The organism is Streptomyces sp. NPDC055749 (assembly GCF_053617235.1).
The window spans coordinates 58,321-71,739 of the sequence record NZ_JBSHFH010000008.1; the positions used below are offsets into that span (position 1 = coordinate 58,321).

General features: G+C 71.2%; 10 protein-coding genes. 3 read left to right on the plus strand and 7 right to left on the minus strand.

Features of this window, described 5'->3' with window-relative positions:
• The first annotated feature begins 58 nt into the window (after nt 1–58).
• Nucleotides 59–1,081 (plus strand): GTP 3',8-cyclase MoaA, encoded by a 1,023-nt coding sequence (moaA, locus tag ACWGO0_RS08210; RefSeq protein ID WP_453529861.1) that lies wholly within the window; start codon nt 59–61, stop codon nt 1,079–1,081.
• Between the two features lie 70 nt (nt 1,082–1,151).
• On the opposite strand, the gene ACWGO0_RS08215 is transcribed toward moaA, so the two are convergent.
• Complete coding sequence (locus ACWGO0_RS08215) at nt 1,152–3,461, minus strand: FdhF/YdeP family oxidoreductase (RefSeq protein WP_453529864.1); 2,310 nt, start codon at nt 3,459–3,461, stop codon at nt 1,152–1,154.
• Between the two features lie 207 nt (nt 3,462–3,668).
• On the opposite strand from ACWGO0_RS08215, the gene ACWGO0_RS08220 reads away from it, so the two are divergent.
• Nucleotides 3,669–4,304, plus strand: coding sequence for a DUF1345 domain-containing protein (locus tag ACWGO0_RS08220; RefSeq protein ID WP_453529867.1), 636 nt, complete (start codon nt 3,669–3,671; stop codon nt 4,302–4,304).
• A 17-nt stretch (nt 4,305–4,321) separates the two neighbouring features.
• Here the strand turns inward: ACWGO0_RS08220 and ACWGO0_RS08225 are convergent, their stop codons facing one another.
• Nucleotides 4,322–5,269 carry a helix-turn-helix domain-containing protein gene (locus ACWGO0_RS08225; RefSeq protein ID WP_453529870.1) on the minus strand — a complete coding sequence of 316 codons (948 nt, stop codon included), beginning with the start codon at nt 5,267–5,269 and terminating at the stop codon, nt 4,322–4,324.
• Between the two features lie 99 nt (nt 5,270–5,368).
• Between ACWGO0_RS08225 and ACWGO0_RS08230 the strand changes: the two genes are divergently transcribed.
• Nucleotides 5,369–6,400 (plus strand): saccharopine dehydrogenase NADP-binding domain-containing protein, encoded by a 1,032-nt coding sequence (locus tag ACWGO0_RS08230; protein ID WP_453529873.1) that lies wholly within the window; start codon nt 5,369–5,371, stop codon nt 6,398–6,400.
• Nucleotides 6,401–6,430: 30 nt separating this feature from the next.
• Here ACWGO0_RS08230 and ACWGO0_RS08235 read toward each other — a convergent pair whose 3' ends face one another.
• The 5 genes from ACWGO0_RS08235 to ACWGO0_RS08255 are packed head-to-tail and all read right to left on the minus strand — an operon-like array spanning nt 6,431 to nt 13,419.
• Nucleotides 6,431–8,782, minus strand: coding sequence for an arylsulfatase (locus ACWGO0_RS08235; protein ID WP_453529876.1), 2,352 nt, complete (start codon nt 8,780–8,782; stop codon nt 6,431–6,433).
• A complete protein-coding gene (locus ACWGO0_RS08240; RefSeq protein WP_453529879.1) occupies nt 8,779–9,711 on the minus strand; it encodes a formylglycine-generating enzyme family protein in 933 nt (310 codons plus the stop codon). Before ACWGO0_RS08240 ends, ACWGO0_RS08235 begins: the two co-directional genes overlap by 4 nt.
• Nucleotides 9,708–11,564 (minus strand): ABC transporter ATP-binding protein, encoded by a 1,857-nt coding sequence (locus ACWGO0_RS08245; protein ID WP_453529882.1) that lies wholly within the window; start codon nt 11,562–11,564, stop codon nt 9,708–9,710. Before ACWGO0_RS08245 ends, ACWGO0_RS08240 begins: the two co-directional genes overlap by 4 nt.
• Nucleotides 11,561–12,469: an ABC transporter permease gene (locus ACWGO0_RS08250; protein ID WP_453529885.1), complete on the minus strand. Its 909-nt coding sequence runs from the start codon at nt 12,467–12,469 to the stop codon at nt 11,561–11,563. Before ACWGO0_RS08250 ends, ACWGO0_RS08245 begins: the two co-directional genes overlap by 4 nt.
• 5 nt (nt 12,470–12,474) lie before the next feature.
• Nucleotides 12,475–13,419, minus strand: coding sequence for an ABC transporter permease (locus tag ACWGO0_RS08255; RefSeq protein ID WP_453529888.1), 945 nt, complete (start codon nt 13,417–13,419; stop codon nt 12,475–12,477).

A 13,419-nucleotide genomic window follows, 5' to 3' on the forward strand; every position in this document is an offset into this window, starting at 1 on the left:
GGGAATTCGCCGAGGGTGGTCGGTGGCCAACAAATACCCATATTCGGAAGGCAGTCCTGTGCCCCTCCCGCAGCCCGACCCCAGCCGCGCCCCCGTGCCTCTGGTGGACCGCTTCGGCCGGGTCCACACGGACTTGCGGGTGTCACTCACCGACCGGTGCAACCTGCGGTGCACGTACTGCATGCCTGCCGAGGGTCTGGACTGGCTGCCCCGTGCCGAGATCCTCACCGATGACGAGATCGTGCGTCTGGTGCGCGTCGCCACCGAGCGCCTGGGGATCACCGAGGTGAGGCTGACCGGCGGTGAACCGCTGCTGCGCCGCGGCCTGCCCGGACTCGTCGCCCGCCTCTCCGCCCTGGACGAGGCCCCGGACCTCTCGCTCACCACCAACGGCATCGGGCTGGCACGCAGCGCCGCCGCCCTGCGCGAGGCCGGGCTGAACCGGGTCAACGTCAGCCTGGACACCCTGCGCGCCGAGCGGTTCGCCACCCTCACCCGGCGCGACCGGCTCACCGATGTGCTCGACGGACTGCACGCCGCCCACGCCGTGGGCCTCTCCCCGGTCAAGGTCAACGCGGTGCCGGTACGTGGGGTCAACGACGACGAGATCGCCGAACTGGCCGCGTTCGCCGTCGGGAACGGCTACCTGATGCGGTTCATCGAGTCGATGCCCCTGGATGCGCAAGGCGCCTGGGACCGCGACCGGATGGTCACCGCCGAGGAGATCCTCGACCGTCTCCGCGAAGGGTTCGAGCTTGTTCCGGTGGGACGGCAGGGCAACGCGCCCGCCGAGGAGTGGCGGATCGCCGGCACGGACGCCGTGGTGGGGGTCATCGCCAGTGTCACCCGCCCGTTCTGCGGCAGTTGCGACCGGGTGCGGCTCACCGCCGACGGGCAACTGCGCAACTGCCTCTTCGCCACCGAGGAGTCCGACCTGCGCGCACTGCTCCGCGGCGGCGCCGACGACACGGCGCTGGAGGCGGCCTGGCGGACCTCGGTCGGAGGCAAGGGCCCCGGCCACACGATCAACAGCCCCGGGTTCCGCCGCCCGGAGCGTCCCATGTCGGCCATCGGCGGCTGATGAAGGTGGGCGACAGCCCGCCGAGCGCGAGCTGCGCCGGGTGGCCGAGAAGGGCCACCCGCGCCCCCGCTCAGGCGGCCGGGCCGATGGTGACCTTGACGTGCTTCATGATCGGCTGGTCGCTCTGGGTGCTGTAGTCGCTGAGCGCGCACAGCACGTTCATCTCGGGCATGTAGCCCGCAGCGCAGCCACGGGGGATGTCGTACGGGACGGCGAGGTAGCCGTTGAGGAACCGCTGACTGCCGTCCCGCGCCGTACTGGTGATGTCGACGGGGCCCATGTCGTCGATACCGCGTTCGCGCATGTCGGCCCGGTTCATGAAGACGAGCGTGCGCAGGTTCTTGATGCCCCGGTAGCGGTCGTTGTCGGAGTAGATGGTGGTGTTCCACTGGTCGTGCGACCGCATCGTGCCCAGAGCCAGGGTGCCGGGGGCGGGGATGACGTCGGGCAGGGGAGCCGCCGAGAACTCGGCGCGGCCGGACGGGGTGAGGAAGACGAGCTCACGGGCGGGCTGCTTGATACGGAAGCCGAGGGGCAGGCGCACACGCCGGTTGAAGTCCTCGAACCCGTCGAGAGCCTTGGCCATGGTGTCCCGGATCCGGTCGTAGTCCTCGATGTACCACTCCCACGGCGTCGCGCTGTCGGGCAGAGCCGCGCGGGCCATCCCGGCGACGATGGCAGGCTCCGACAGCAGGTGCGGTGAGGCGGGGCGCTTCATGCCGACCGACATGTGGACCATGCTCATCGAGTCCTCGACGGACGTGCTCTGGATGCCCTTGCGCTGATGGTCCTTCTCGGTACGGCCGAGGCAGGGGAGGATGAGCGCCCGGCTGCCGTGGACGACATGGCTGCGGTTCAGCTTGGTGCTCACCTGGACGGTGAGGTCGCAGGAGCGCAGGGCCGCGTAGGTGTACGGGGTGTCGGGCGCCGCGAGGGCGAAGTTTCCGCCCATGCCGACGAACACCTTCACATCGCCGCGGTGCATCGCCGGGATGGTGCGCACGGTGTCCAGGCCGTGCTCACGGGGCGGCTCGATGTCGCAGGCCTCGGCGAGGCGGTCGAGGAACGCGTCGGTGGGACGGTGATCGATGCCGCAGGTGCGGTTGCCCTGGACGTTGCTGTGCCCCCGCACGGGGGAGGGACCTGCGCCCTCCCGTCCCAGATTGCCGCGGAGCAGGAGCAGGTTGACGATCTCCCGGACGGTGTCGACGCCGTGTTCGTGCTGGGTGAGACCCAGGCACCAGCTGACGATGCTGCGGTCGGCTTCGCCGTACACGCGCGCCGCCTTCAGGATGTCGTCGCGGCTCAGCCCCGACTGGGTCTCGATCTCCTCCCAAGGAGTGGCCTCGCACAGCGCGCGGTACTCGTCGAAGCCGGCGGTGTGCCGGTCGATGAACTCCTGGTCCAGAGCCTTGGGGTCGGTCGTGGACTGCTTCAGGACCGCCTTGGCCATGCCACGCAGCAGAGCCATGTCGCCGCCGATGCGGGGCTGCAGGTTCAGGGTGCTGGTCCGGGTCGTCTTGAAGAGGGCCATGTCCATGAAGTCGTGGGGGACGATCGTGCGGGTGGCGGCGGCCTCGACCAGCGGATTGACGTGCACGATCTGGGCGCCGCGGTGGTACGCCTCGGCCAGGGCGGTCAGCATCCGGGGCGCGTTGGAGGCGGCGTTCACTCCCAGGATGAACAGCGCGTCGGCGCTCTCCCAGTCCTTGAGGTCGACGGTCCCCTTTCCGGTGCCCAGGGACGCCTGAAGCGCGCGGCCACTGGCCTCGTGACACATGTTGGAGCAGTCCGGCAGGTTGTTCGTGCCCAGTTCGCGGGCCATCAACTGGTACAGGAACGTCGCCTCGTTACCGAGGCGGCCGGAGGTGTAGAACGACGCCTGATGGGGACTTTCCAGCTCGCGCAGAGCCCGGCCGACGACCTCGAACGCGTCCTTCCAGCTGATCGGGACGTAGTGGTCCGAATCAGGGTCGTAGACCATCGGCTCGGTCAGCCGGCCCTCGTTCTCGAGGTCGTAGTCGCTCCACCCGGACAGCTCGGTCACCGAGTGGGCGGCGAAGAACTCGCGCCCGACCCGCTTACGGGTCATCTCCCAGGTGACGTGCTTGATCCCGTTCTCGCAGATGTCCAGATGCAGCCCCTTGGTGTCGTCGGGCCAGGCGCACCCGGGGCAGTCGAACCCCTTGTTCTCGTGGTTCATCCGCATGATCGCCCGCGGGCCGTCGACCAGCGCCCCCTCACGTACCAGGAAGCGGCTCACGCTCTTGGCCGCACCCCAGCCCGCGGCGGGGTGGTGGTAGGGGTGGAACTCCGGATCCCCTTCGGGCGCGGGCCCGAAGGGGATCAGGCGTTCCCGGTCGTCACTGTTGACGCTCACGACTCTCGACCTTCCACCATTCGGGCACAGGGCGGCAAAACACTACTTTCGGGCAAGCTATGTCCGTCGTCCCATGCACGCCACTCGACGCCCGCAACTGCGGCCGGAGCTGCCGGGCTGCCGTCCGGTTCATGCGCGGATACCCTGAAAGTGCGGGGAGACCGACGCTCACTTCCGTGCCGCCGAGGCAACACTTTCGAGGCCCCCATGATCCGCAGGCTGGCGCTTTCCGCTGTTCCCCGACTCGCGGGCGCGACGGTTCTCGGCGCGGTTGCCGGTGTGGTCGTCGGCTTGCTGACCCACGCACCGCTGGGCGTTCTCGCCGGTATCGCCGTGGCGGAGACGATCTTCGTCGTGGCGGGGTGGATGGTCCTGTGGCCCATGAACGCCGCCACGACGCATCACAACGTCCGCCGCGAGGAGTTCCGGCCCGTCATGGAGGAGCTCGCCGTCGTGGGGTCAGCCCTGACCGGACTCGTCGGCATCGTGGTGCTGCTCCTGGTCAGCGATACGGACCTGAGCCACGCCGGCGCCGCGACAGCGCTCTGTGGTGTGTTCACGGCCTGGGCGGCGCTCCATCTGATGTACGCCACTCGCTACGCGTACATCTACTACCGGGCGCCGGAAGGCGGAATCGACTTCAACACCGACGACCGGCCGCGGTACAGCGACTTCCTCTACTTCAGTTACAACCTCGGCATGACCTACCAGGTCTCCGACACGAACGTCTCCACGTCCGTGATCCGTGCGGTCGCCCTCCGGCACTGCCTGCTGTCCTACGTCTTCGGCGCCAGCATCCTGGCCACCACCATCAACCTCGTCACCGGAATCGTCACGGGCTGACAGCGCGGGCTCCCGGGTCAGACAGCCCTTGCGGTGCGGAACGAGCGCCGGTAGCTGTCGGGCGGGACCCCGACGATCCTCTTGAACTGGCGCCGGAGCGTCGTGGCGGTGCCCATGCCGGTGGCGACGGCGACCGCCTCGATGCTCAGGTCGGTGGCCTCCAGCAGCTCCTGGGCGCGACGGACGCGCTGGATCAGGAGCCACTGGATCGGAGTCTGCCCCATCACCGACCGGAACTGCCGTCCGAGATTGCGCGGGCTCGTGCTCGCCTTCCGCGCCATGTCGGTCACCGTCAGCGGCTGGTCCAGCCGCTGCTGGACCCACGCGAGCACGTGCGCGAGCATGTGGTCACCCGTGGCCTGTACCGGCGTGGCCACGAACTGCGCCTGGCCGCCGGGGCGATGAGGCGGCATGACGAGACGGCGGGCCACGGAGTTGGCGATCGCGGCGCCGTGGTCGAGATGGATCAGATGGAGGCAGAGGTCGACGGCGGCGGCCTTTCCCGCGGCCGTGAGCACACTGCCGTTGTCCGTGTAGAGCACGTCCGGATCGACCATTGCCCGCGGATGGCGCGCGCTCAACTCCGCCGCATGCGCCCAGTGGGTGGTGGCCCGCCGTCCGTCCAGCAGCCCCGCGGCGCCGAGCACGAACGCCCCGGTGCAGAGGGAAGCCACCCTGGCGCCCGCCTCGTGGGCCGCGCGCACGGCCTCGACGAGCTCCTCCGGCGGCGGATCGTCGATGTCCACGCACGCGGGAACGATCACGGTGTCGGCGCGTACCACGTGCTCCAGCCCATGGTCGGGCTCGACCATGAACGGGCCCACCCGCACCGGCCCGGGCCCGCACAGCTGCACGTCGTACCAGCCCTGCGTGGCTTCGCGCGGGGGGTTGCCGAAGATCTCGTAGGCCACCGCCAGCTCGAAGTGCAGCAGGTGACCTGCGGTCAGCAGTGCGACAGTCGGCATGTCCGAAAGTGTACGGGTGCTGTCCTCCCGGACCATCACGGTCCGGGCCGTCCGCCCATGAGACTGAACTCATCGGAACAACGAGAACGGGGAACAACGATGAGCACGACGGGCGCAGTTGTGGTGTACGGGGCGACAGGGCACACAGGTCGCTTCGTCGTCGCCGAACTTCGGAAGCGCGGTATCGCCACAGTCATCTCCGGCCGCAACGCAGCCCAGTTGGAGGCGCTGGCGGCCGAATGGCCGGACGTGGTCGTACGGCCCGCCGCCGTGGACGACGCGAGCGCACTGGACCGTGCCGTCGCAGGCGCGGCGGCTGTCATCAACTGCGCCGGACCGTTCGCTGTGACGGCAGGCCCCGTCGTCGAGGCAGCCCTGCGGGCGGGAATCCCCTACGCCGACGTCGCGGCGGAGATCGAAGCGAATGCCGCGATGTTCGCCGACCACGCGGAAGCGGCCCGGAAGGCCGACGTGCCCGTGGTGCCGGCGATGGCGTTCTACGGCGGACTGGGAGACCTGCTGGTCACCGCGGCGATGGGGGAGTGGACGGCGGCGGACGTGGCGCACGTCGCGTACGGGTTGACCAGCTGGCATCCCACGCCGGGCACCCGGGTGGCCGGTCAGGTGTCCCACGAGCGGCGCGCGGGCCGCCGGGTACGGTTCGTGGACGGCGCGCTGGAGTACCACGACGACAAGCCGGTGGAGCGGGACTGGATCTTCCCGGAGCCGCTGGGCCGGCACGCGGTGGTCGCGGACTTCACCATGGCCGATGTCGTGACCGTGCCCAGTCACTTGGCGGTGCCCGAAGTCCACACCCACATGGCCGTCGAAGCCGCGCGGGACCTGGCCGGGCAGGACACGCCGGCGCCGGAGGCGGTCGACGAGCTGGGGCGGTCGGACCAGATGTTCGTCGTCGACGTCCTGGTCCGGGCGGGCGACGTCGAGCGACGCGCATCGGCCCGCGGCCAGGACATCTACGCGGTCACCGCACCACTGGTGGTGGAGGCCGTCCAGCGCATCCTGGACGGGCGGACCCGGACGACGGGCGTGGCCTCGGCAGGCGCGATGTTCGACGCCGCGGACTTCCTGCGGTCACTGGCCCCGCACGTGTCGGTCGACCTTCCGGGCTGACCGCCTCCCCCCGGGACGGCCGTCACGGTCTCACTCGAAGGCGGCTGCCGCCTCCTTGAGCGCGGCAGCCACCGCGTCCGGGGAGTCGGGCCCGGACGCCCCCGGAAGGTAGGTCACCGACCTCAGCCGGCCCCGGAACCTGAAGGAACGATGGCGTTCGTACAGCGGCCAGGAGACCGGAGACTTGCGGTCGACCCCGATGCTGATGCCCTGGAACGGGGCCATGCCGATGAGCTGGTGGACGCTCGGCGGGGACGCCCTCACCTCGCCGTCGACGCTCACCGTGAACCTCCAGCGCAGCCCCTGCTCGGCCGCGGCAGCGAGTACGACGACGTGTTCGCCCGGTGCCAGCGCCCCGGCGTCGGTCTCGTGGAGCACGCCGTACTCGTTGTACGCGAAGTGGAGCCTGCCGCCCTCCACGTACAGGCCGTACCCACCACCCTGGTCGCCGTGGGAGACCAGCACCCCCTCGCCCGCCTCGTCCAGGACCACGGAGATCTCGAAGGACCGCAGCGCGATCAGTCGCGAGGAGCGGTAGCGCTCCAGTTCCGGGGTGCCGGGCAGCAGGGTCAACGGGCGTGCGAGCCGCCGCTCCGCCGGGTTGCGGCGGCCGAGCGCACCACTGGTGTCGGGCAGCGGGAAGACACCGTTGCGCCAGGCCGCCTCCTCCCACGCGTCCGACAACTCCTTCACCAGCCCCGGCCGTTCGGCGGCGAGATCGTGGATCTCGGTCGGGTCGGCCCTGATGTCGTAGAGCGCCCACTCGGAGTCGTCGTAGGGCGCGCCGGGCCGGTGGAGCGTGACGAGCTTGTGGCCGTCCCGGTAGTAGCTGCGGTTCCCGGTCATCTCGCAGTACTGCTCGGGGTGCGTGGAGCGGTGTTCCGGGTCGGCCAGTACCGGGGTGAAGCTGATCCCGTCCAGCTCCTGGAGTACGGTGCCGCGCCGCTCCGCCGGCCGTTCGAGCCCCGCCAGTCGCAGCAGGGTGGGGGCGATGTCGGTGACGTACTGATACTGCGTCCGTAGTCCGGGCGTGAGCTGCCCCTCACGGGCGCCCTTCGGCCAGGACAGCACGAACGGGACGCGGACGCCGCCGGCGTAGGTGTGTCCTTTGTAGAGGCGGAACGGAGTGTTCGAGGCCATGCCCCAGCCGCGCGGGTAGTGGACCAGGCTGCGCGGGCCGCCGATCAGTTCGGGGTCCCGGTCGACATCCGGGGTCCAGTCGCCCGGCAGGGCGGGGTGGTGGACGAAGCGGCTGAAGTACGAGCGGGTTCCCTCGGCCCCGCCCTCGCCGGTGCCGCCGTTGTCGGAGGTGAAGACGATGATGGTGTTGTCGAGTTCCCCCAGGGCTTCGAGGGTCTCGGTGAGTCTGCCCAGGTTCTGGTCGATGTTGTCGACGAGCGCCGCGTACACCTCCATGTAGCGGGCGTAGAGCTTCTGTTGCTCCTCGGTGAGGTCGGACCAGGCCGGTACGTCGAGTCCGGCCTCGCTGTTGCGCGCCGGGAGTTCGGTGCCGGGCGGGAACAGCCCGTCGGCGAGCTGGGCGGCGAATCGCTTCTCGCGCAGCACGTCCCAGCCCTCGTCGTAGCGTCCCCGGTGGCGGGCGATGTCCGTCTCCTTCGCCTGGAGCGGGCCGTGGACGGCGTTGTGCGCCAGGTAGAGGAAGAACGGCTTGTCGGGGTCGTGGGCGCGCAGCGACTTCACCATGGAGATCGCCTGGTCGGTGATGTCGTCGGTGTAGTAGTAGTCGTCGGGGAACTCGTCGATGTCCAGTGGGCTGTTGTCGCGCACCAGTTGGTGCGGGTGGAAGAGGCTGGTGAGGCCCTCCAGGACTCCGTAGTACTGGTCGAAGCCCTTGCGCAGCGGCCAATTGTCCCGGTCGTCCGCGGCATTGGATGCCGAGTCGCGGACCAGATGCCACTTGCCGACGGCGTAGGTGGCGTAGCCGGAGTCGTGAAGCAGTTCGGCGAGCGTGGGGATGTCGTCGGCGATCTCCATGCCGTACCCGGGGAAGCCGGGATCGGAGTTGGCGACCATTGCGTAGCCGACGCGGTGCGGATTGAGTCCGGTGAGCAGCGCGGCCCGTGCCGGTGAACACAGCGGCATCGTGTGGTAGTTGGTGAGCCGTACACCCTCGTCGGCCAGCGCCGCGAGGGTGGGAGTGGCGATCTCGGAGCCGAACGGGCCGATGTCGCTGTAGCCCATGTCGTCGACGAGGACGACCACGATGTTGGGTGCCTTCCGCGGCGGGGCGGTGCGCGGCGGCCAGGCCGGCTCGGATTCGCCGAAGGTGCGGCCGATCCGGCCGGGGAAGCCGTCGTACGGATCGCGTCGGGCGCCGGTGGTCTGCCTGCCGCTCGGGGTCGGACTGTCGCTGGTGGTCATGGGCGGAAGCCTCCGTCGTCGTTGAGGTCGCGTGCGCAGCGGAAACCGCCGTGCCCGGTCGAGGAGTCGGGGGTGTTGTGGGAGCGGGCGGCGACCCGGTACCGGTTGCAGTACGAGCTGTGGCACAGGTAGGAGCCGCCCCGGATGACGCGTTCGCCGTGCCCGAAGGCGTCGGCGCACCACTCCCAGACGTTGCCGGAGGTGTTGAAGAGGCCGAAGCCGTTGGGTTCGTACGAGGTGACGGGCACTGTGCCCGTGCGGCCTCCGGGCCGGTGCGAACGGTTCGGGAAGCGGCCTCGCCAGGTGTTGCACATCTCGCGCCCGCCGGGGGTGAAGTCGTCGCCCCACGGATAGCGGGCGCCGTCCAGGCCGCCCCGGGCCGCGTACTCCCATTCGGCCTCGGTGGGCAGCCGGACCCCGGCCCAGTCGCAGTAGGCCAGAGCGTCGTCGTACGAGACATGGACGACCGGATGATCGGCCCGGTCCGCGATCTCCGAGCCCGGCCCGTCGGGCGCCTCCCAGGACGCCCCGGCGACCCCCAGCCACCAGGGCGCACCGGGGACCCGCCCCAGGATGTGAGGCCCGGCCGCCGGTTGGACGAGCTGGTGGAACACGTACGAACTGCCGTAGCGCTCGGCGTCCGTGCGGTAGCCGGTGGCGTCCGCGAAGGCCGCCCAGTCGGCGTTGCTGACGGCGGTGATGTCGATGGCGAACGGCGCCACGGTCACCTCGCGCACCGGCCCCTCCCGGTCGGCGGGGTACCCCTCGCCGAAGGCGTCGCCCATCCGGAAGACCCCGCCGGGCAGTTCGGCCATCGCCCGGTGCGCGACAGACCGCGGTGCCTCGGTGCGGCGTACCGACGGAAGGCCGAGCAGGGCCACTCCCGCCTCACCCGGACAGGCCCGCCCGGGAGCGCAGCACGCGTTCACGCGAGCACCCCTGTCTTCCGGGCGCGCGGAGGACGGGCGGCCCGGGGCACGGGTTCGGGCGCCGCCGCCAGCAGGGCGCGGGTGTACGGGTCCCGGGGGCGCTCGCAGACCTCGTCGGCGCTGCCGCTCTCCACGATCCGGCCCCCGTGCATCACCGCGATGCGGTGGCTGACCTGCCGCACGACCGCGAGATCGTGCGCGATGAAGACCAGGGCGAGGCCCAGGTCGCGCTGGAGATCGGTGAGGAGTCCGACGATCTGCGCCTGGACGGAGACGTCGAGAGCGGAGACGGGCTCGTCGCAGATGAGGACGGATGGCTCGGGGGCGAGCGCGCGGGCGATGCCGATCCGCTGGCGCTGCCCGCCGGAGAAGGAGCGCGGGTGCCGGTCGGCGACGGCCGGGTCGAGACCCGCCAGGCGCAGCAGATCCGCCACCCGCTCCGCCCGCTCGTCCCGGTCGCCCAGGCCGAAGGCGATCAGGGGTTCGGCGACGATCTCACCCACCGTCATCCGCGGGTTGAGGGAGGCGTACGGGTCCTGGAACACCATCTGGACCTGGCGGCGCACCGCGTGCAGCTCGCGGCGCGAGGGCCGCGTGACGTCCTCGCCCCGCAACCGCATCGTGCCGCCGTCGGCGGGGTGGGCGTGCGCCAGGACACGGGCCAGGGTGGACTTCCCGGAGCCGGACTCGCCGACGATCCCGAGGGTCTCCCCGCCGGCGAGGGTCAGGGAGACCCCGTCGAGCGCGGTGAAGCCGCGCCCGCGCGCCCCGCGCCGCTTGTACGTCTTGCGCAGCCCGTCGGCCTCCAGGACGACGCCCCCGGGAGTGGGCCGGTCGATCCGGGAGGGCGCAGCGGGCACGGGCAGGGGCTCGGTGCGCCCGGCCGCGGGCAGGCAGGCCACACGTACGCCGTCCGCGACCCGCGCGAGCGGCGGTGTCCCGGTACGGCAGCGGTCCTCGACGAGCGTGCAGCGGTCGGCGAACGCGCAGCCGCTACCGAGCAGGGCGAGGTCGGGCGGACTGCCGGGGATGCCGGTGAGCCGCGTACCGGACGGGCTGGACAGCCGCGGGACCGCGGCGAGCAACCCTGCGGTGTACGGGTGGCGGGGGCGGTTGAGCACCTCGGCGGTGGGCCCGTCCTCGACGACCGTGCCGCCGTACATGACCAGGACGCGTTCGCAGGCGCGGGCGACGACACCCATGTTGTGCGTGATGAGGACGAGGGCGGTGCCGGTCTCCCGGTTGAGGTCGGCCAGCAGGGTGAGGATCTGGTCCTGGACGGTGGCGTCGAGCGCGGTCGTCGGTTCGTCGGCGAGAAGGATGTCGGGTTCGCCCGCCAGGGCCATGGCGATGAGGATGCGCTGCCGCTGGCCGCCGGAGAACTGGTGCGGATGGTCGTCCACGCGCCGGTGCGGATCGGGGATACCGACCCGGTCGAGGAGTTCGACCGCGCGGGCCCGGCGCGCCGCCCGGTCGTGGTTCCCGTGCGCGCGCAGCACTTCGTCGAGGTGCCGGCCTGACGTGAGTACGGGGTTGAGAGCCGTCATCGGGTCCTGGAAGATCATTCCGATGCGGGCGCCGCGCACCGCGCGCAGCTCCTCCTCGCCGGCGGCGGCCAGGTCCCGGCCGTCCAGCCTGACCGAGCCGGTGGTGACGTGGCCGGTGCCGGGCAGCATCCGTGTCAGCGCGAGCGCGGTGGTGGACTTGCCTGATCCCGACTCGCCGACGACGGCCAGCGTCTCGCCGCGACGCAGGTCGAAGGAGACCCCGCGCACGGCGCGCAGAACCGAGCCGTCGGCGGCGGTGAACTCGACGCCTAGGTCACGGACTTGCAGCAGGTCCTGGGCGGTCATCGGCGCATCTCCCGGTTGAGCGCCTCGGCGATGAGCGAGAGGCCGAGGACGAGCGCGGTCACGGTGATCAGAGGGCCCGCCGCGAAATGGGGGGCCTGGGCGAGATAGGGCATGGACTGGCTCAGTACGGCTCCGAGGGTGGGCTCCGGCGGCCGTACCCCCACGCCGAGGAAACTCATCGCGCCCTCGATGAAGACGGCGACGGTCAGCGATACGGCGATCTGGACGATGAGCGGGTCGGCGGCGTTGGGCAGGATGTGCCGGACCAGCACCCGCGAGCCGGAACTGCCCCCGACCCGGGCGGCGGTGACGTACTCGCGTTCCCGCTGTACGAGGATTCCGCCGCGCAGCAGCCGCCCGAAGACCGGGATCTCGGCGAGCGCGATGACGAGGACGACGGGGAGCCGGCCGGGGCCGAGGATCGCGGTCACGGCGAGCGCCAGGATCAGGCCGGGAAAGGCGAGAAGGAGGTCGAAGATCCGCTGGACGACAGTGTCGGCGACCGGGTGCGCGGCGGCGACCAGGGCGAACAGGCAGCCGAGAACGGCGCCGATGGGGACGGCGAGCGAGATGATGCCGAGGTCGGCGCGGATGCCGTACAGGAACCGGCTGAGCAGGTCCCGGCCGAGATCGTCGGTGCCGAGCGGATGCCCCGGGGTGCCGAGGGCCGCGAGGCTCTGGCCGCTCTGCTCGGTCGGCCCGTGTCCGGCGAGGAGCGGTGCGAGCAGCCCGGCGAGGATCACGGCGCCGACGAGGACGAGACCGGTGCGGCCCCGGGCGGTGGACAGTGCGCTGCGGTAGGGGTGGTGCTTGCGTGGCGGGCGAAGCGCTTTGCGGGCGGAGGCGGAGGCGGTTGGGGGCGGGCCGGTGGCGGGGCCCGTGGTGAGGTCGGTGGTCGAGGTCATGGCGGTTACTCCCACCTGATCCGGGGGTCGAGCCAGGCGTACACGAGGTCCGTGAGCAGCTGGACGAGGACGAAGACGGCTACCAGGAGCAGAAGGAGGTCCTGGACGACCGGGTAGTCCCTGCGGGTGAGGCCCTGTTCGGCGAGCTGACCGAGTCCCGGCCAGGCGAAGATCGCCTCGACGAGTACGGCGCCGCCGAGCAGATGCCCGGTCTGCATGCCGAGCAGGGTGACGACGGGCGGCAGGGCGTTCGGCAGGGCGTGCCGCCACAGCAGCCGTCGCGGTGTCACACCGGCCGCGGTGGCGGTACGGATGTAGTCCTCGGCAAGCGCGCGCTCGATCCCGTCCTTGAGATAGCGGCCGACTACGGCGGCGCTGGGCAGGGCGAGGCAGAGCGCGGGCAGCAGCAGGTACTGCGCCGCGAGGTCGGGTGCGGTGAGGAAGGCGACCCGGCCGCCCGGCGGCAGCACGCCGAGGAGGACGGCGAACAGCAGCACGAGGAGTACGCCGCTGACGAAGGGCGGCACGGCCAGTGCGGCGGTGGTGATCACCCGGATCGATGTCCGGACCCAGCGCCTGCGGGATGTGGCCCCGAGCACGCCGAAGGCCGTACCGAGCCCGATCACGAAGAGCAGGGCGGCCAGGGTGAGTTCGGCCGTGGCGCCGAGCCCGTCCCCGATCAGGTCGGCGGTCTGGCCGCCGATCGCGTACGAGGGTCCGAGGTCGCCCGTCACCAGCGAGCCGAGCCAGTGCGCGTACTGGGAGAGCAGGGGTGCGTCGAGGCCGAGGCGCTCGCGGATCGCGGCGACAGTCGCCGCGTCGGCGTCGGGGCCGGCGAGCGAGGTGGCCGGGTCACCGGGGACGAGCCGCAGGATGGCGAAGATCAGGAACGAGGCCCCGAGCAGGACGAGGACGGCGGACGGCAGCCGTCGGAGCAGGTAGCCGCGCAT

Excerpts from the sequence above, each read along its gene's own strand:
- ACWGO0_RS08235 (WP_453529876.1), bottom strand. The coding sequence starts at position 8,782 with ATGACCACCAGCGACAGTCCGACCCCGAGCGGCAGGCAGACCACCGGC.
- ACWGO0_RS08250 (WP_453529885.1), bottom strand. The coding sequence starts at position 12,469 with ATGACCTCGACCACCGACCTCACCACGGGCCCCGCCACCGGCCCGCCC.
- ACWGO0_RS08245 (WP_453529882.1), bottom strand. The coding sequence starts at position 11,564 with ATGACCGCCCAGGACCTGCTGCAAGTCCGTGACCTAGGCGTCGAGTTC.
- ACWGO0_RS08225 (WP_453529870.1), bottom strand. The coding sequence starts at position 5,269 with ATGCCGACTGTCGCACTGCTGACCGCAGGTCACCTGCTGCACTTCGAG.
- ACWGO0_RS08255 (WP_453529888.1), bottom strand. The coding sequence starts at position 13,419 with ATGCGCGGCTACCTGCTCCGACGGCTGCCGTCCGCCGTCCTCGTCCTG.
- ACWGO0_RS08220 (WP_453529867.1), top strand. The coding sequence starts at position 3,669 with ATGATCCGCAGGCTGGCGCTTTCCGCTGTTCCCCGACTCGCGGGCGCG.
- ACWGO0_RS08230 (WP_453529873.1), top strand. The coding sequence starts at position 5,369 with ATGAGCACGACGGGCGCAGTTGTGGTGTACGGGGCGACAGGGCACACA.